The 16,342-nt window shown below is 44.2% G+C and carries 19 protein-coding genes; 3 read left to right on the top strand and 16 right to left on the bottom strand.

Features of this window, described 5'->3' with window-relative positions:
• Positions 1–10 precede the first annotated feature (10 nt).
• From MNR06_RS02420 to queA, 8 genes are all read right to left on the bottom strand, one after another.
• The gene (locus MNR06_RS02420) at positions 11–577 is read right to left on the bottom strand and encodes a DUF366 family protein (protein ID WP_243538411.1); all 567 of its coding nucleotides are present in this window, start codon (positions 575–577) and stop codon (positions 11–13) included.
• 2 nt (positions 578–579) lie between these two features.
• The gene (gene queC / locus MNR06_RS02415) at positions 580–1,275 is read right to left on the bottom strand and encodes a 7-cyano-7-deazaguanine synthase QueC (protein ID WP_243538410.1); all 696 of its coding nucleotides are present in this window, start codon (positions 1,273–1,275) and stop codon (positions 580–582) included.
• Positions 1,272–2,996 (bottom strand): single-stranded-DNA-specific exonuclease RecJ, encoded by a 1,725-nt coding sequence (gene recJ, locus MNR06_RS02410; RefSeq protein ID WP_243538408.1) that lies wholly within the window; start codon positions 2,994–2,996, stop codon positions 1,272–1,274. Before recJ ends, queC begins: the two co-directional genes overlap by 4 nt.
• A gap of 7 nt (positions 2,997–3,003) precedes the next feature.
• Positions 3,004–3,930, bottom strand: coding sequence for a protein translocase subunit SecF (secF, locus tag MNR06_RS02405; RefSeq protein ID WP_243538407.1), 927 nt, complete (start codon positions 3,928–3,930; stop codon positions 3,004–3,006).
• 12 nt (positions 3,931–3,942) lie between these two features.
• The gene (gene secD / locus MNR06_RS02400) at positions 3,943–5,637 is read right to left on the bottom strand and encodes a protein translocase subunit SecD (RefSeq protein ID WP_243538406.1); all 1,695 of its coding nucleotides are present in this window, start codon (positions 5,635–5,637) and stop codon (positions 3,943–3,945) included.
• Positions 5,637–5,978, bottom strand: a complete 342-nt coding sequence (yajC, locus tag MNR06_RS02395) for a preprotein translocase subunit YajC (RefSeq protein ID WP_243538405.1) — start codon at positions 5,976–5,978, stop codon at positions 5,637–5,639. The genes secD and yajC overlap by 1 nt, the downstream gene beginning before the upstream one ends.
• A 120-nt stretch (positions 5,979–6,098) precedes the next feature.
• Positions 6,099–7,250: a tRNA guanosine(34) transglycosylase Tgt gene (gene tgt, locus MNR06_RS02390; RefSeq protein WP_243540802.1), complete on the bottom strand. Its 1,152-nt coding sequence runs from the start codon at positions 7,248–7,250 to the stop codon at positions 6,099–6,101.
• A 2-nt stretch (positions 7,251–7,252) separates the two neighbouring features.
• Positions 7,253–8,332, bottom strand: coding sequence for a tRNA preQ1(34) S-adenosylmethionine ribosyltransferase-isomerase QueA (gene queA, locus MNR06_RS02385; RefSeq protein WP_243538404.1), 1,080 nt, complete (start codon positions 8,330–8,332; stop codon positions 7,253–7,255).
• 14 nt (positions 8,333–8,346) lie between these two features.
• Here queA and MNR06_RS02380 point away from each other — a divergent pair, with 14 nt between their 5' ends.
• Positions 8,347–9,258 carry a DMT family transporter gene (locus tag MNR06_RS02380; protein WP_243538403.1) on the top strand — a complete coding sequence of 304 codons (912 nt, stop codon included), beginning with the start codon at positions 8,347–8,349 and terminating at the stop codon, positions 9,256–9,258.
• A gap of 27 nt (positions 9,259–9,285) precedes the next feature.
• Here the strand turns inward: MNR06_RS02380 and MNR06_RS02375 are convergent, their stop codons facing one another.
• The 7 genes from MNR06_RS02375 to MNR06_RS02345 form a co-directional block, all read right to left on the bottom strand.
• Positions 9,286–9,870: a hypothetical protein gene (locus tag MNR06_RS02375; RefSeq protein WP_243538402.1), complete on the bottom strand. Its 585-nt coding sequence runs from the start codon at positions 9,868–9,870 to the stop codon at positions 9,286–9,288.
• A gap of 15 nt (positions 9,871–9,885) precedes the next feature.
• Complete coding sequence (locus MNR06_RS02370) at positions 9,886–10,431, bottom strand: hypothetical protein (protein WP_243538401.1); 546 nt, start codon at positions 10,429–10,431, stop codon at positions 9,886–9,888.
• Positions 10,432–10,435: 4 nt separating this feature from the next.
• On the bottom strand, positions 10,436–10,936 hold the full coding sequence (locus MNR06_RS02365; protein WP_243538400.1) for a hypothetical protein: 501 nt from the start codon (positions 10,934–10,936) through the stop codon (positions 10,436–10,438).
• 199 nt (positions 10,937–11,135) lie between these two features.
• Positions 11,136–11,711 carry a hypothetical protein gene (locus tag MNR06_RS02360; RefSeq protein ID WP_243538399.1) on the bottom strand — a complete coding sequence of 192 codons (576 nt, stop codon included), beginning with the start codon at positions 11,709–11,711 and terminating at the stop codon, positions 11,136–11,138.
• 15 nt (positions 11,712–11,726) lie between these two features.
• Positions 11,727–12,794: a DUF748 domain-containing protein gene (locus MNR06_RS02355; RefSeq protein WP_243538398.1), complete on the bottom strand. Its 1,068-nt coding sequence runs from the start codon at positions 12,792–12,794 to the stop codon at positions 11,727–11,729.
• A gap of 91 nt (positions 12,795–12,885) precedes the next feature.
• The gene (locus MNR06_RS02350; protein WP_243538397.1) at positions 12,886–13,461 is read right to left on the bottom strand and encodes a quinol:electron acceptor oxidoreductase subunit ActD; all 576 of its coding nucleotides are present in this window, start codon (positions 13,459–13,461) and stop codon (positions 12,886–12,888) included.
• Between the two features lie 9 nt (positions 13,462–13,470).
• Entirely contained in the window at positions 13,471–13,848 is a 378-nt protein-coding gene (locus MNR06_RS02345) for a BON domain-containing protein (protein WP_243538396.1), read from the bottom strand.
• Positions 13,849–14,157: 309 nt separating this feature from the next.
• Between MNR06_RS02345 and MNR06_RS02340 the strand changes: the two genes are divergently transcribed.
• Positions 14,158–14,904 carry a BON domain-containing protein gene (locus tag MNR06_RS02340; protein ID WP_243538395.1) on the top strand — a complete coding sequence of 249 codons (747 nt, stop codon included), beginning with the start codon at positions 14,158–14,160 and terminating at the stop codon, positions 14,902–14,904.
• A 75-nt stretch (positions 14,905–14,979) separates the two neighbouring features.
• Complete coding sequence (locus MNR06_RS02335) at positions 14,980–15,579, top strand: type 1 glutamine amidotransferase domain-containing protein (RefSeq protein WP_243538394.1); 600 nt, start codon at positions 14,980–14,982, stop codon at positions 15,577–15,579.
• On the opposite strand, the gene gntA is transcribed toward MNR06_RS02335, so the two are convergent.
• On the bottom strand, positions 15,576–16,253 hold the full coding sequence (gene gntA / locus MNR06_RS02330) for a guanitoxin biosynthesis heme-dependent pre-guanitoxin N-hydroxylase GntA (protein ID WP_407933192.1): 678 nt from the start codon (positions 16,251–16,253) through the stop codon (positions 15,576–15,578). The genes MNR06_RS02335 and gntA overlap by 4 nt on opposite strands.
• Positions 16,254–16,342 lie beyond the last annotated feature (89 nt).

Raw genomic sequence — 16,342 nt, 5'->3', positions numbered from 1 at the left:
CTATTTTCCTCTATGGGATCGGGCGGACTTTTTGCGTCGCTTCGATGATTTTCGTATATTCTGAACGGAATAAATTCATCACATCTTCGGCCACTGTTTTTGTTTCCAATTTTAGATCTTGAAGACTTAGCGTGCTTACTGGAGTTCCCTGATTCGTGATATTCATCGCAAAATGAATCATTACTGACACAGGGGACTTGGTTGCAATGCTGATGCTAAGCTTTTTATCATCAAGGTAAATATCATCGCCATCACGATAAAGGCTTTTTCCATTCAAAGCTTTTGTATGAGTTTGCAAATAGTCCTTACAGATAGAAGCAAAAAGTCTTTGCAAAGCCACACCAGAAAATAAATCACGATCAAAAACCTCGATGATAAAATGAACCATTTCATCGCCTTGAATCACGGCTTTCGCTAATAAGTCTTCACCGTCCACCATGTGGGTGAAAGGAATATTGCAACCACCTTCCCACGCGACGATCGAAGGACCAAGAAGGCCATGATCAAGGTAAGCAAAAAGGGAACGGAGCTGAGAACCATCGTAGGCAAATTTTTTATCAATGAACAAAGTTTCCATTTTTATCCTTTAAAAAGACTGCTGACATCCACTTTTGCTGACTCAAAGGCGCGTTTGGAACGAAGACAGGATTCACACTCCCCGCACCATTTTTCCCCGGCAAAATAGCATGGCCAAATTAGTTCCCAGGGAACTTTCAAGCCTTGGCCTAAGCGAACAATGTCAGGCTTTTTTAAATGCACCGTAAAACAGCCAACAGTGACGTGATTGGAAGTTGAGTACCAAAGTGCTTGCGTAGCTCTATCTAAAAATTCTTTGGAATTATCAGGGAACGTCGCGGCTTCTTCGGCGTTGAAACCTGGAATGACGACTTCTGCACCCGCCGCTTCAGCATAAGCTGCAGCGATGTTTAAAAAGATCCCGTTGCGATTAGGGACCCATACCGACCTTGCTGTTTCTTCCGATTTTTCTAAACTATCAATTTCTACAGCGCTTCCCGTGGGAACAGTTTGGGATTCCACTAACAAGGAAGATTTGTTGAAGTCCTTAAACCAAGGAAGTTCAACAACTTTATGGGGTACACCCAAGTGTGCCGCGATCTTAGCTGCGTGTTCGATTTCTTTTTTTGCAGCTCTTTGGCCGTAATTAAAAGTTAAAGCTAGAACCACTTCATGCTGATGTTTGATCGCTTCATAGGCATTCACTGTGGAGTCTAACCCCGCAGATAAAAGCACTACGACTTTTTTTGTAGACTTCATGAGATTGCCTTTAGATCACGAATAAGAATTTGCACGGTTTTTTGTCCTGCAAAATAGTTCCACTGCAGCTCACCTAGAATGTGATACTGACCAGGAATGTTTTCAAGGGTCTGAAGCTGACGAGGTGTCGGTGTGAATAACAAGGCTTCAGAGGTTTGGCCTGACTCATCGGCTACTTTCAGACGTAAATGCCCGCCTTTGAGTTCGCGTTTTGAGATGACCTGAATGCTTGAAAAATGAATCAATGGAATAGAAAAACCGGCACCAAAAGGTCCGACGAAGTCATACCACTTCATCAAGCCCGCACTGACTTCTGAAAGCTTGGCTTCAACGTCATAAAAGATTTCAAGCGGCTTTGGTTTTTCACGTAGGTCAGAAAAGTGACCTGAAAGTTTATCAATAAAATTAGACACGCGAGTTTCAGCGATTTCAAAACCGGCGGCAGCAGAATGTCCACCAAAACGGCTTAATAAGTCTTGAGCTGATCCCATGGCTTGCACCAGACATGCTTCTTGCCCTTGCGGCAAGCGAGCACTGCCGACGATCATACCGTCATCACCCAATGAACCAACAAAAGCGGGCTTGTTGTAAACTTGTGTGAGCTTCGTTGCGATAAGCCCCACGACCCCGCGATGGAAGCTTTTAGAAGCTACGAAAACAAAATCTTTATGGGGCCACTCTTTAAGTAATTCTTGAGCTTCGATTTCAGCGTCGTTTTGCAGTTGCACGCGGGTGGAGTTATTTTTCATCACTTCACGAACCATAGAACGAGCTTTCGTAGTTTCGTCTAACAGAAAGATATCAATGGGTAAAACGCCAGATTCCATGCGCGAAAGAGCATTTAACTTTGGCGCAAATCGAATCGCAACATCTTGGCTTGTTAAAGGACGATCTACTAAATCCAACTCTTCAAGTAATGCTCGAAGTCCGGCTCTTTTAGTTTCAGCAAGCTTTACCAGCCCGTGCTTTACTAAAACGCGGTTGTCATCCACCAGCGGAACCATGTCAGTTAAAGTACCAATGACAAAATAATCTAAGACTTCTTTTAAATCCCAATTATTTTTAGGAAGTTGCGGGTGATCCTGGAAGTAACGTTTCAATCCACGTAAAAGATAAAACGCAACACCAGCGCCGCACAGATAACCCAATTCTGAAGGGCAATTCCCTTGGTTAGGGTTGATCACGACAAATGCAGGGGGCAAAGTTTCAGATGGCAAATGGTGATCGGTTAAGATCACATCAATTCCCAAGTCTTGCGCGCGAGCCACAGCGGGATGTGCCGTGATACCCACGTCGACAGTGATGATTAAAGTCACACCTTGCTTATGCAGTTCTTCGACCGCAGCAACGTGGAAACCATAACCTTCAGACAAACGCTTGGGCTGATAGTGCTGAACTTCAGGAAAACCCAAAGCCAACATACCGGTTTTTAATAGCGCTAAGCCGGAAGTTCCATCCAGGTCAAAGTCAGCATAGATACAGATTTTTTCGTTTTTAAGAAAAGCCTGACCCAGGCGATCTAAAGCTTGGGTCATACCTTTAAGAACTGTGGGATCTTTAAGATCCGCTAGTTTTGGAAAAAGAAGTTTATCAACTTCTTTAGGATCTTCAAACCCACGGGCCGCAAGAATTTTTCCGATAAGCGAAGGCCACTGCCCGTCTACTTTGGCGGGCGTCTGCACTTCACTTAACAATTCACGCGGTTTCCATAATGGGTTCATGCCATCCTTAAGCTTTTTTTGCGTTCAATTTTTCCATCAATAGTACCAGCGGAGCTGCTACGTAAATGGAAGAATACGTGCCGAAGAAGATACCCACACAAATTGCGAAGGCAATATCAGCCACAGTACCGTCAGCAAAGATATACAAGCACAATGCTGATACGAACGTTGTACCAGAAGTGATGATGGTACGAACCAACATCTCATTGATAGAACGATTGATAATAAAGCCATAGCCCTTTTCGTGATAGTGACCTTCAGTTTCACGGATACGGTCAAACACCACGATGGTGTCATTCAGCGAAAAACCGATAAGAGTCATGATCGCAGCCAAGATAGCCACGTTCACTTCCTTACCAACAGCTACGAACACCGCCAAAGTGATGATCGCATCATGGGCCAAACACAGCACCGCGCCTGGAGCAAATTTATAGTCAAAGCGAAGAGCAACGTAGATCAAGATTACCAGTAAGCAGTAGAAAACTGCTAGCAAACCGTTACGTTTTAATTCAGCACCCACTTGCGGACCCACGGTATCAACACGACGAATGTCAGGTTGAGCCGCTGCAAATTGAGTCGTGATCGTATCTTTGATCTTCGTAAGATCTGCATTTAGAATTTCATTCGTTTCTTTATCAGTAGCACCTTGGCGACCTTGGAAACGAACGATGTATTCATTGCCTTCACCGAAAGACTGAACACCTACTTCACCCAGTTTTAAATCATCCACAGATTTACGGATTTCATCGATTTGAACCCCGCCTGCGAATTTAACCTGGATTTCAGTACCACCCTTAAAGTCGATACCGTAGTTGATTCCGTTTACTGCTAGGTAAACTAAAGAAGCGACTACCAATAAAAGGGAAATGCCCCCGAACAACCAGGCTTTTCCAACGAAATCAAAACGGCCAAAAGAATCATTTTTAATAGTCATGTTCAGCACCTACTACACTGACAATTTTTTCAGATTGAATTTATACACAAGTGTATCAACGATCACTTTTGAAACGAATACATTCGCGAACATTGAAGTCACGATACCGATCAAAAGAGTCACGGCGAAACCACGCACTGGGCCCGTACCGAAGTACAATAGAACCACCGCAGTTGCTGCCACCGTTACGTTGGAATCGATAATCGCAGACATCGCACGGTGATAACCTTCTTTAACCGCGACACGAATGCCGTGGCCTAAACGAAGTTCTTCACGAATACGTTCGTTGATTAGTACGTTCGCATCGACCGCAAAACCTACAGTCAACGCGATACCCGCGATACCCGGAAGAGTTAAAGTCGCACCGAAGCTAGTTAACAATGCAAAGATACCCAAAACGTTCAGACCCAATGCCACGCTCGCCACTGCCCCCATAGAGCGGTAGTACACGATCATGAATAGGACGATGATAAGCGCACCTACGTAAGAGCCCATTTTTGCTTTATCAATGGCATCCGCACCCAAAGTAGGACCTACACGGCGCTCTTCAAGTTGCTCTAAAGATGCAGGCAAAGCACCGGCACGAAGTGCCGTTGAAATCATCTTTGCTTCATCCATGCCAGAGTTACGATCACGGGCACTGCCCAGTGTGATCACCGCTTCACCACCCGCGATACGGTCACGGATGCTTGGAGCTGATTTTACGATTTTATCTAGCACGATCGCCATTTGTCTGTTCACGTTGTTACCTGTGATATCAGCAAATTTTGCTGCACCCGCAGAGTTGAAACGCAAAGAAACTTGAGGCGCACCGTATTGGTCGTAACCTACGAAAGCGTCATCAAGAGCGTCACCGCCCAAGTTAGTATCTGTTTTAAGAAGGTAAGGAATGGCTCCTGCTTCCATAGTTGTCGCGTTTGCAGACTTTTCGAAATAAACAGTCGTCTTTTCAGGAATTTTTCCTTTAAGGTCTTCGTTCACTTTCGCTACGTAGTCCGTGTACTTCATTGAAGCCATTGTGTAGTTGCCGGCTTTTTCAGCGTCAGCAATCATGGCTTGCAATGCTTGCGGTTGAACTTCATCAGACACGATCATGAAATCAAGTTTTGCCGTTGTATTAATAAGCTGTTTTGCTCTTTCAGCATCAGCCATCCCAGGCAATTGAATCAAGATACGGTTTGCGCCCTGTTGAGTGATTGAAGGCTCTGCCACACCGAATTCGTCGATACGGTTGCGGATAGTTTCAATCGCCTGTTGGATCACGCGATTTTTATAGTCATTTAAGTAAGCGTCAAAATAACGAGCTGTTACTGTAGTGTCAGTAGAACTGATCACCTGCAAAACCGTGCTGTATTTTTCGCTCAAGAATTTTTCAACTCCCGCGCGGTCTTCAGCTTTTGCTACCACGAATTGAACTTCACCTTGCTCTGGCTTTTCAGATTTTACATCTGCCACAGCAACGTTCTCTTTTTGCATTTCTGCTTTCATAGAACCGATCAAGCGTGTCGTGCTTTCTTTAACAACGCCATCCACGTCAACGCCCATAACTAAGTGCAAACCACCTTGGATATCCAAGCCATAGTTTAGTTTTTGCTTAGATGGCCACCATGATTTTTCGCCAAAGTTAACGACATTTGGCAATACCCAAACGATTGAGGCTGCCACACCTAATGCTGCGAGAATGGTTCTCCAACGAAGTCCTTCCATTATTTTTTGTCCTCTGCTGTTGCTGCTTTCTGAGATGTTGCGATCTGGCTGCGAAGCATCTTAACACGCACGCCAGGAGCGATTTCCAAAGTAACGAATTGGTCTGTGATACCTTCCACAGTGCCAAGGATGCCTGATGAAGTTACGACTTCGTCACCACGTTTTACCTCAGACAAAAACTTCTGATGATCTTTTTGTCTTTTGGCTTGTGGGCGAATGATAAGGAAGTAGAAAATAACGAAGATAAAGATAAACGGTACGAACATTTCAAAGGCTGAAGGCTGACCACCCGCTGGGGCAGTTTGAGCATAAGCTGTCGATACAAGAAGTCCAAATAACATGATTCCTCCAAAGTTAAAGCCCATTCCCATTTCGACAGTTAAAGCGATTGTCGATGAACATGGTTCTTTTAGCTGACGTTAAAATTCAGCATCTTTCTTAGGAAGAATCAATAGTTAACTCTAGCGCTCTTTCTTTACAAAACGCGTCAGGCAGTCATCACGGAAGGCTTCCCAACGGCCTTCTTCGATGGCTTTGCGGGCAAGTTCCATCAACTTCATATAGAAATGAATGTTGTGAATAGTATTTAAGCGCGAACCCAAAATCTCCCCTGAAAGGAACAGGTGACGCAAGTAGGCTTTTGAATAGTTCGTGCACGTATAACAATCACATTCTGGATCTAGAGGAGAACTGTCCTCACGGTATTCACTGCGCTTGATACTGACCTTACCTTGCCAAGTAAAAATAGTTCCGTTGCGTGCCACACGAGTAGGCATGACGCAATCAAACATGTCGATTCCTGAATCAATTGCAATGATCAAGTCCGTTGGAGTTCCCACGCCCATCAAATATCTCGGCTTATTTGCTGGCATTTTAGGCGCCACATGCGGAAGCAATTCATGCATAAGATGAATCGGCTCACCTACACTGAAGCCACCTAAAGCATAACCTGGGAGCTCTACAGAACAGATTTGCTCCATGCTTTTTAAGCGATGCTTAAGACTTAAGCCCCCTTGCACGATCCCGAATAACAAACTTTCCTTACGAGTCATCGCGGCTTTTGAGCGCAACAACCAACGGTAAGTTAAAGCCATGGATTTATCGATTTCCTCTTCAGTCGCCGGGTATTGCAAGCATTCATCAAAAGCCATGATGATGTCTGAACCCAGGTCCATTTGAATTTCCATGCTCTTTTCTGGAGAGATAAAGTGTTTGGCACCATCTAAGTGCGAGCGGAATTCAACACCTTCTTCAGACATGTTTCTAAGTTGCGATAACGAGAAAACTTGGAAACCACCAGAGTCCGTCAGTATCGGGCCATGCCAGTTCATAAATTTATGCAAGCCACCCATTTTTGCGATGGTTTTTTCGCCAGGGCGAAGATGAAGATGGTACGTGTTACCCAGAACAACTTGGGTGCCGCAGTCTTTTAATTCTTCCGGGGTCATCGCTTTAACAGTCGCTTTCGTACCTACTGCCATGAACACTGGAGTTTGCACCGGACCGTGAGCTGTCATCAAGGTTGCGCGACGGGCATTGCCCGCAGTTGCGTGAACTTTAAATTCACCTAAGCCCATTTCAGAAGTCATCGTAGTTTTACCACCGTCTAACATAGTCACACCTTTTTATCTAAACCGGATACTGCTTCAGCCTGCGCCCTGGGCGCTTCGACTCTGCTGGCGTCCGCCGCCCAGACAGATAAATCGCCGTAAGAAAAGAGACGGAACTTTCTCTCAACCGCCCATAAGTAGCAAGCTTTTAGTCTTTCAAGGCTTGAAAAACCTGCCACTAATGCAAGTAGCGTGGATTGCGGTTGGTGAAAATTCGTCAGCAAACGATCGACGATTTTAAATTCGTAGCCGGGTTGGATTAATAATTTAGTAAACCCCTGGTATCCCTCTTGCGGGGAACCTTTCAGTATGCCTTGTCCTGCACTTTCCAAAGAGCGCGTAGAGGTCGTGCCCAGGGCCCAGATTTTACGGCCTTGCTTTTTGGCGTCAGAAATCTGCTTCCACGCTTCGGCAGTGATCTCGACGTATTCTTCATGCATGTCATGATCATCAAGATCATCAGCCGTCACTGGCAAGAAAGTGCCAAGACCCACGTGCAAAGTCACTTCGACGATATTCACGCCGCGAGATTTAAGATTTGTAAGATCACTTTGAGTAAAATGAAGACTTGCTGTGGGAGCTGCAAAACTTCCCGGCTCTTTGGCCCAAGCCGTTTGATACCAAGATTCATCCGCATCCACAGTGTGGCGTTGATCGCGGGCTTTTTGAATGTAGGGCGGAAGAGGCAGTTCTGCCACTTGCTGGAAATAGTCTTCGCTGACTTCCTTATCCAAACGGACTTTTTGTGGGCGACCTTTTTCGAATAAGGTCATCGTCACTCCTAAAGGAAGTGCAAGTGTTGCGCCGACTTTGAATTTCTTTGATGGAAATAAAACTTCCCAGTCCGTGGCGTTGAGCTGTTTTAGAAATAAAATTTCGATGTCATCAGAAAAAACCCGGCGCTTTAAAACGCGGGTGTTATTAAGAACCAACACATCACCGGCAGGGATTCTAGAGATAAGATCGGCGATGGTGATTTCCTCTGGGTGTCCAGATGTATTCACCCACATCACGCGGGATGGGCGTGCGGGAGTAGTCGCAATAAGCTCCTCTGGGAATTGGAAATCTAAGTCGGAAATTTTCATGGACACTGCATATCATGAAAGCCCCCTTTGAAGGCACATTTTTCTGGCTCTTTAAGCCTAAAAAAACTACAACTTACGATATGAGTTTAGGCCCCCTTTTACTTCTCTTCTCTGCCCTATTGCATGCTGCCTGGAATGCCCTGGCAAAATCCACGAAAGACAAGGAAAGCTTTCTTTTTTTAACCATCCTTTTAAGCGGACTTATCACCCTGGTTTTGGTTTTAACAGGCACCGGGTTCCAACTTCCAAATGCGACGGCAACCAAGATTGCTATCTTTTCCGGTGTGCTTGAGGGCCTGTATTTTTTAACTCTTAGTAAAGCTTTGAATGCCTCTACCCTTGGCGCCTCCTATGCGATTATGCGTGGCGGAGCCATGGTTGTTGTTTGGATTATTTCTTCGATTTTTTTGGGTGAAGCCTTTCACGGTCAGCATTTAGCCGGCGCGTTTTTAATTCTTTCAGGAATCTTGGTGATGAATGGAGGCAACTCCGGATTGTTATTGAATTTAGGATGGCAGGAAAATAAATGGTCTTATCTGAGCGCCATTTTTATCGCCGGCTATCATCTTTGTTATCACCAGGCCTTGGTTCATAAGGCAGAAACAAAATCCTTGTTCTGTGTAGCGATGCTTGTGTCATTGCCATTTTTAGCGTGGGGCTTAAGAAAAAATCCGGTCACAAGAATTAAATTCACTTTGCAAAATCATGGCAAAAGAGTCGCGGCCACAGGTGCAGCCGCCACCGCGAGCTTTTTAATATTTCTTTATGGGCTTGAAGTCACAGCGCCGGGCCTTGCGATTTCACTGCGCAATAGCTCCATTTTCTTTGCTGTGTTGTTTTCGTTATTGTTGAAGGAGGCGATCACCCGATATCAAATAATCGGTGCGACGACGGTGGGCCTGGGCGCCCTGCTTTTAAGCCTATAGACACCCAAACCACTTATTTTTTGGAACTTATAAAGTGAACGGAAAGCTAAAACTTAAAGTCGTCATCTTATGGGTCATCTCATCTTCTGCTTCGCCCAATGTGTCTTCAGTCACTTCAGCTTTATCGTATTTTAAATCTGAATACTCTAGATTCACACTGAACATCAAGATGCGAAACCCAACGCCAACCTTAGGTCCTTTTGCGCCCGAAAATTTAGCATCCACGGTGCCACTCTTATCGGGATCCATCTCGCCACCAAGGACGTAACCACCCCATAAACGCAAGCCCACGATGGGCATTTGCGCTCCACCCACGACCCCGTATAAAAACGATGTCGCATTGGCATCGTAATTTGAGACCGAGTTTTCAAAGTTGGGTTTGGAATAGGATACATCCAAAGCTGCAAAAAAAGATTCCAAAGCATGCACGCCGACTTTGATATTTGCGCCAAGCCCTGTTGTATTCCCTGTGGAATTTGTAAACGGCGTCGGCCAATCAATTTCGTCTGTGCTTTGCTCATAGGTGACGGCCGGCTCGATGAAAAAATTCGCCTGAGCCGGAAGCATATAAATCCAGGTGACTAATAGAAAGCAGATTGAAAACTGCTTCATGATATCCTCCGTGGTTTATTCATAATAAATCATGATTAAGGCTTTAGAAGCTTTGCCTTTAGTACCAAAGAATCCAGTTTCATCTTTAGTTCTTGGCGCGGCACCGCTGGCTTCTAAAGTGTTTTTAACTTTAGCTTCTTTTGTGCGCAGAAACTTTTCCAATGGATTTGGACGTTCTGACATATTAAAGACTCTGACGCTGCTAACAGCTTTCATCTCATCTTTAATGAATGTCTTCACATTCTCGCCGCGTTTTTTCGCTAGCTCCACATCCCCCTTAGAAGGCTTCACGTCTTTGGTTGGATATTCTTTATCAGGCCAACTTGCCACCTGAAGGCTATCAATTTTTTTGCCTTCTTTAGCTTCAGCAATTTGTTCGCGGATTTCTTTTTTTGCATCTTCAGAAAGATCCGCTTTGCCTTCTTCAAACTCAATTTCCATAACCTTTGCGGCACCTAGTCCCTTGACGCTGTCTTCGGTTTCGGAATTAACACCGGCGAAGGCATTAATGGATATAAAAGATAACACCACTAACATCGAACCTAGAATTCTTGTTGTCATAAGATTACTCCTCATTTTGGCTGCCAAAGTTGCCTTGGTTTTCGGAACTTCGGGATGTTCTTGAACTTCCGGTTTCTGGGGAACCGCTGGATTCTTGATTTCGGGTTTTTCCACTTGCTTGGGATTGCGCTGAACTTCCGGCTGATTGCGAACTTTGCGCGGATCCACGGGAACTTCCGGCTTGTTCGCTGCTTGCGCTGACATTCTTAGCTCCAGAAGGGCCTGGTAAACCAAAGGATTCGGTGTCTGAGGAATCCTGTTCATAGTCTTCATTTAACCCCCAACTTGGACTGCCGGCGGCAGTTCCGCATCGGGCAATCACATCTTCTACTTTTTGTTCTGCATCGTCGGTGTCTAGGCCGTATCTATCGTGTACGAGTTCGGCGATTTCATGAACGTCGCCGTGGGTTTGCTCTAACTCGTCGGCACTTAAACCTTCCCAGGTTTTTTGGATTTCAGCCTTCACCATAGTCCAATCATTTTGGGAAATATTTGAACTAGCCATGGTGTCCTCCTTTAAACATCTCTAAAGATGCACGGACAGGGCCAACTTCGTCTTAGCGAATTCGTTTTCATTGGTTTTAAAGAATAACAATTCACAAAACGGGGAATAATGCCCTCAAGTCTTGGGGCAAAGTAGAAAAAAGCAAAAGCCGAACCTTGTCTTGGTTCGGCTTTTTTTAGTACTTAAGAGCAATTTATTTTTACTCTGTAATTACCATGATGATTGATTTAGAAGCTTTCGATGGAGTTTTCACTGCAGTATCTGTTGTTGGAATACCCGCAACTTCCAAAGATTTTTTTACTTTCGCATCTTCTGTGTTCAAAAGATTTGTGATCGTGCCAGGACGCTCCGCCATGCTGTGAGAGTCTACATCCGTGTTACTGAATTCTTTTACAAAATCTTTAATAGCTTTGTTACGTTTTTTAACTAAATCGATTTCCGCTTTTGAAAGTTTCTTTGTATGAACAGATGGGTATTCTGAATCGCCCCAAGTGATCACTTTGATTTCATCAATATCACCATTTCTTTTAGCATTGGAAATCACTCTGCGGACATCGGCCTTAGCTTGCTCGGTAAGTTCTGCAGATCCTTTCGGGAAAGCAAACTCGGTCACAAAGGACGTTTCTTGTTCAGCGGCCACTTGTTTTGCTTCGATACTTGGTCCTGCCTTCGCTGCTGCTTTTTTTGCTTCAGCCTCTTCACGCTCTTCGCGAGTGGCGCATGAAACAAGCGTTGCAGAAACCATCAAACCCAATAAAAGTTTTGCCAGTTGCATTTCTAAGTCCTTTCGTTATTCCAATCTGTATTTGTTTTCTAAGCCAGCCGGGATTTCTTGGCGGTAACCGTGTTCCAAGGCATTTGCCATCACGTCGCCAGCACTCCAATCAAGCTTACCTTTTTCATAATTAAAATCTACTTTGGTTGCGAGAGTTTTGTTTTCTTTATTGCTAAAGATCAGCTTTGCCAGGTCACTAGAAACTTCGATACCGAAGTGTTTTAGTCCTTTAAAATCTTTTTGATCCCCGACAAATTCCATATCTGACATAAATGGCTTTAGATACCCTTTGACCGCGTTGTTTTCACCTTTTACCTCCGCATACAAATCCAAACTGCCCTTTCTAAAAGACAAAGGCACATACTTTTCAGTCAACGGATTTACGGCTTTTAAATCAAATTTTCTTAGTTCGACGGCAAGAAGCCAATCATTGGGGATTTTCTTCTGATTTACTTCCGCCACTCCGTAAATAGTGGCCGAATCTTGTAATACTCCTTTGATGTTAGCGACAGTTTTACCGCTTTCTTCCGTCGGGGTGGCATTGGAAACACGACCTTGAATTTGGTTGATTTTAAAAGTCAGATCTTTAATAGCTCCAGGCATTTTTGAAATTTCAATGCTTGAGTTTTTTATATCCACGCGGGAAATGTTCACTGGAAAAACTTTTTCCCCGGCTTTTTCAGCATCCTTTTTTGATTCCGCCGCATTTTTTTTAATTCCCTCAAGCAGCTCTTCGTTCAACTTTAGATCGAGGCCTTCGATGACAATATCAGTTCTTAAGTCACCTCTAAAAAGATCCCGCCAAGCCATGGAAATATCAATGGACTCGGTTTGCAGAAATACGCGGTCCTTTTCTTTCAATTTTCCCTCAAGGCCTTCTAGGCGGTAGGCTCCTCGCAGGATACCCAAATCCACATCTTCCAGATGAACGGCAAAAACTTTAGAAAAATCCCCCATGAAGGAATTAAAAGCCGTCTTGATAGCAAATGGAAGTGCGACGCGAATGGCCCCTAGGACAAGAACCACTATAAGAATAACTCGGACCTTTTTACTTTTAAGATTTATGTTTTTCCAGTTGAACATTGATTATTTACCTTGCATACACCCTGACTTCGCCAGAGCACGATAGATAAAAAAAAGCCCCTCATGAAGAGGGGCATTTTTTAATTTTTTATTAAAAACGTGTTGTTTTTTGATCGCTAGAAGATTGACGGAATTCTTTTTGGCTGACTTCTGTAGAATTCGAAATATCTTTCGCTCCAGAAGCCTCAAGAATTCTTTCAGCCTTGTCTTCCCAGTCATTGTCATCGACGTGAACGGAAATCAGGATACCGCCGTCTTTAACATATTTTTCATAGCGTTTTGCTTCGTATTCAGGAATGCCTAGACCCGCTAAGGCTCCAGCCAATCCACCTACTGCGGTACCAACACCAAGACCCGCCAGCGCACTCATGATAGGGCCTGCCGCTACTAAAGGTCCAAGAGCAGGAATTGTTGCCACAGCACCAATACCCACTAGCCAACCTAAAGTACCACCAAGAACTGCACCCGTACCGCCACCGATGGCAGCACCTTCTGGCGCCTTCGTTCCTTTTTCGTGGGCGAAGGTCGCAGTGTCGCCTTTATCTGGCATTAATACTGAAACGTCCTCTGGACGGAAGCCTTCGAGGCGAAGGTTACTTACACACGATTCTAAACTTGCACGGTTTTGAAAGATCCCGTAAACAACTTTTCTTCCTTGCTTACCCATATAAGCCTCCTATTCTTTTTCTACTTCAGTTTGATTAATGATGGATTTTGCACCCGAAACTTTTTTTGCAATGGCTTCAACTTTGTTACGCTCACCCGCAGAATCAACCGGGCCTTTTAAAGTGACTTTGCCATTTTGTGCGATGATCTTGATATTTTTTGCATTCATAGAGAGCTTTTCGTCAGCGACAATTTGTTCACGCACGCGACGAGTAAGTTCAGTGTCTTTTTCGTTCATCATCGCCTGATCATCGGCTGTTTTTTCAGTATGATAGGTTTTTGAAACCTGATCATCCTTTATATGTCCCTTCTTATCCCCGTCAGCATAGGCACCACCGCTGGCGACGACAAGAGAAGCTGCAACTAGCATTGCTAATTTATTATTCATGTAGGCCTCCCTGCTTGGGTTTATTTGCCTATATGATAGTAAACTTGCTTTCTGCAGCCTATGTAATCAGTGGTGTTTGATTGCATAGAACCAACCAATCTCCGAAGCACCAAGGTCCGATTACAAAGAAAAAACTTTTGGCATTAAAAAAATATTTAGGTGCTTCAAACTTTTTTAACAAAGTTTTTAAAGAGTAACTTCTTGTTTTCTGAAAAGGTCGACAGAGTTTCCTAGGCTTCAGTGTATTTTTGTTTCATCCTCGTTAACGCAGTAACAACTTACATACACTTTTAACAGGAGAAATGGGCAATGCCGAATCAGCGAAACTATGACCGCAGCTCTGGCAATCAAGGACGCTATTCCCGTAGCAATGAACGACAAGATTGGTATGAAAATGACCCTATGGACGAGCGTTCTGGCTATCGCGGCGAAGACGATGACTATCAAATGAGCCGTAATCAACATCAACGTTATCGTTCAAATGACGATCGTGGATATTCGCGCGGGGGCGGCTCTCGTCGTGGTGGTCAAAGTGAATACTACGAACAAAGCCGCTTCGGCCGTGAAGAAGGCTACCGGGACCGTGATCGCAATGATCGTATGGATTATGAACAACAAGATCGTTACAGTCAGTTCGGTTATGGCGCACAAACAGGGGAACAAAATTTCGGTCAGTTCAACCAAAGTGGTTACAGCCAAGAAAGCCAACGTAATTATACAGGCCGCGGACCCAAGGGCTTTAAACGTTCCGATGAACGCATTAAAGAAGAGATTTGCGAGATCTTAACCCGTCACCCAGAAATTGACGCTGAAAATATTGACGTGGAAGTGTCAGAGGCCAAAGTCACACTTGAAGGCGCAGTTCCTGACCGTCGAATGAAATACTTAGCCGAAGATGCTATTGAACATTCCTTTGGAGTTCAAGAAGTCACGAACAACCTTCGTGTACAAAAAAGCGAAGAAAGGGAAGAAAGACAATCAGAAAGCAGAAGCTCTGGAAGCGAAAAATCCAGCAGCAAAAAATCTGGTTCTTCCTCGTCATCATCAAATCATTAATTTTTACCCCTATTGGGGTGGCCGGCAGAAGGATTCTTCCGGCCTTTTTTATCTTACACTACGAAGGAGTTCCCCATGGCCGATCTTTCAGGGAAATCAATAGCAATTTTAGCCGCTGAAGGTTTTGAAGAATCTGAGCTGTTTGATCCAAAGAAAGCTCTTGAAAGAGCGGGCGCAGATACTCATATAATTTCTTTAAAAAAGGGCGTCATCAAGGCTTGGAACCATGATAAGTGGGGAAAAACCATTGAAGTGGATCGCACTGTCGAAGATGCAGATTCAGCCGAATACGATGGCTTGCTAATTCCTGGTGGAGTCATGAGCCCTGATAAACTGCGCCTGGATGACGAAGCAGTTCAGTTCGTGCAAGAATTCATCGACGATGAAAAACCCATAGCAGCTATCTGTCATGGTCCTCAAATACTTATCGAAACTAGCATTCTAGTGGGCAGAAAAGTCACATCCTACCCATCAGTTCGTACTGATATCATGAATGCCGGGGCCGATTGGGTTGATGAAGAAGTGGTTGAAGACAGTGGCTTAGTGACAAGTCGCAAGCCTGCGGATATCCCTGCCTTTAATAAGAAGATGATCGAAGTCTTTGCGCAAACAGAGGATCAAAGAAAGAATGAGATTCGCAGACACAATCGCGACGAATCTCAACCATCGGTTTAAGTTTTATTTCTGCTAAAGGGGCATTTCCAGTCTGGTGGATTCATTTTTCCAGAGTACTGGATTGCCTCCCACTTATTATCATACTGTTCCACCATAGGATTAACCGAACCTTGAAATTGCATATCGCGATGACGGATGGATTTCACCATCGAATCAAACACACCTTTTTCACGTAGGACTTGAAACTGACTGTATAAATTAAATATCAATGCGTTGTAAGGCAAACGGCGTGCCCGTCGGCTGCTTTGGGGATGCATACCAACAACGAAAAAAGCGCTTCCGTCTAGACTAAAACAAAAATTCTTATCATCCGGATTTGAACTGAATTTTTCATCCCACTTCCCCGCGATTTCAGGAAAATTCCAAATGGCTGAAAGCTCATGAAACAAGTGCATTTCAAATGTGTGTTCGTCCGTGCTTTGATCCTCGGGGAAAACTGCGATATATGTTAAGTATTCCCCACCTGGTTTACTTTGCTTTTCTTTAAATGAAAGTAAATTCTGGGCCAGGCGCTGGGCAGATTCCCCTGTTCCAAACTTGCTGTAGGTATCAAAGATAAAGTCACCGTCATGAAATGCTTTAACAGCAGCCACACAGGGATAATTTTTTTGAGACACTAGCGCGCGAAGATCATTTTCAATTTCTTGTAAATTCATAGATGAATTATTCGACACAATCTTATGGGAACGCAACTTATCCGGTCGTGTGTTTTACCATGAAGTGCAAAGATAAATTTCCATTCTGTAAATTGAATTTATCTCTG

The sequence above is a fragment of the Bdellovibrio reynosensis genome (assembly GCF_022814725.1).
In the GTDB taxonomy this organism is placed as follows: domain Bacteria; phylum Bdellovibrionota; class Bdellovibrionia; order Bdellovibrionales; family Bdellovibrionaceae; genus Bdellovibrio; species Bdellovibrio reynosensis.
The sequence above is the reverse complement of the archived record's forward strand: the minus strand, read 5'-3'. Positions and strand labels throughout refer to the sequence as shown.

Coding starts and splice junctions, on each gene's coding strand:
- yajC (WP_243538405.1), bottom strand. CDS start 5,978: ATGTTATTTGGACTTCTTGTATCGACAGCTTATGCTCAAACTGCCCCA.
- MNR06_RS02365 (WP_243538400.1), bottom strand. CDS start 10,936: ATGGCTAGTTCAAATATTTCCCAAAATGATTGGACTATGGTGAAGGCT.
- MNR06_RS02335 (WP_243538394.1), top strand. CDS start 14,980: ATGGCCGATCTTTCAGGGAAATCAATAGCAATTTTAGCCGCTGAAGGT.
- MNR06_RS02380 (WP_243538403.1), top strand. CDS start 8,347: ATGAAAGCCCCCTTTGAAGGCACATTTTTCTGGCTCTTTAAGCCTAAA.
- MNR06_RS02350 (WP_243538397.1), bottom strand. CDS start 13,461: ATGGGTAAGCAAGGAAGAAAAGTTGTTTACGGGATCTTTCAAAACCGT.
- queA (WP_243538404.1), bottom strand. CDS start 8,332: ATGAAAATTTCCGACTTAGATTTCCAATTCCCAGAGGAGCTTATTGCG.
- secD (WP_243538406.1), bottom strand. CDS start 5,637: ATGGAAGGACTTCGTTGGAGAACCATTCTCGCAGCATTAGGTGTGGCA.
- MNR06_RS02375 (WP_243538402.1), bottom strand. CDS start 9,870: ATGAAGCAGTTTTCAATCTGCTTTCTATTAGTCACCTGGATTTATATG.
- MNR06_RS02340 (WP_243538395.1), top strand. CDS start 14,158: ATGCCGAATCAGCGAAACTATGACCGCAGCTCTGGCAATCAAGGACGC.
- MNR06_RS02370 (WP_243538401.1), bottom strand. CDS start 10,431: ATGACAACAAGAATTCTAGGTTCGATGTTAGTGGTGTTATCTTTTATA.
- MNR06_RS02355 (WP_243538398.1), bottom strand. CDS start 12,794: ATGTTCAACTGGAAAAACATAAATCTTAAAAGTAAAAAGGTCCGAGTT.
- queC (WP_243538410.1), bottom strand. CDS start 1,275: ATGAAGTCTACAAAAAAAGTCGTAGTGCTTTTATCTGCGGGGTTAGAC.
- MNR06_RS02420 (WP_243538411.1), bottom strand. CDS start 577: ATGGAAACTTTGTTCATTGATAAAAAATTTGCCTACGATGGTTCTCAG.
- secF (WP_243538407.1), bottom strand. CDS start 3,930: ATGACTATTAAAAATGATTCTTTTGGCCGTTTTGATTTCGTTGGAAAA.
- MNR06_RS02360 (WP_243538399.1), bottom strand. CDS start 11,711: ATGCAACTGGCAAAACTTTTATTGGGTTTGATGGTTTCTGCAACGCTT.
- MNR06_RS02345 (WP_243538396.1), bottom strand. CDS start 13,848: ATGAATAATAAATTAGCAATGCTAGTTGCAGCTTCTCTTGTCGTCGCC.
- recJ (WP_243538408.1), bottom strand. CDS start 2,996: ATGAACCCATTATGGAAACCGCGTGAATTGTTAAGTGAAGTGCAGACG.
- tgt (WP_243540802.1), bottom strand. CDS start 7,250: ATGTTAGACGGTGGTAAAACTACGATGACTTCTGAAATGGGCTTAGGT.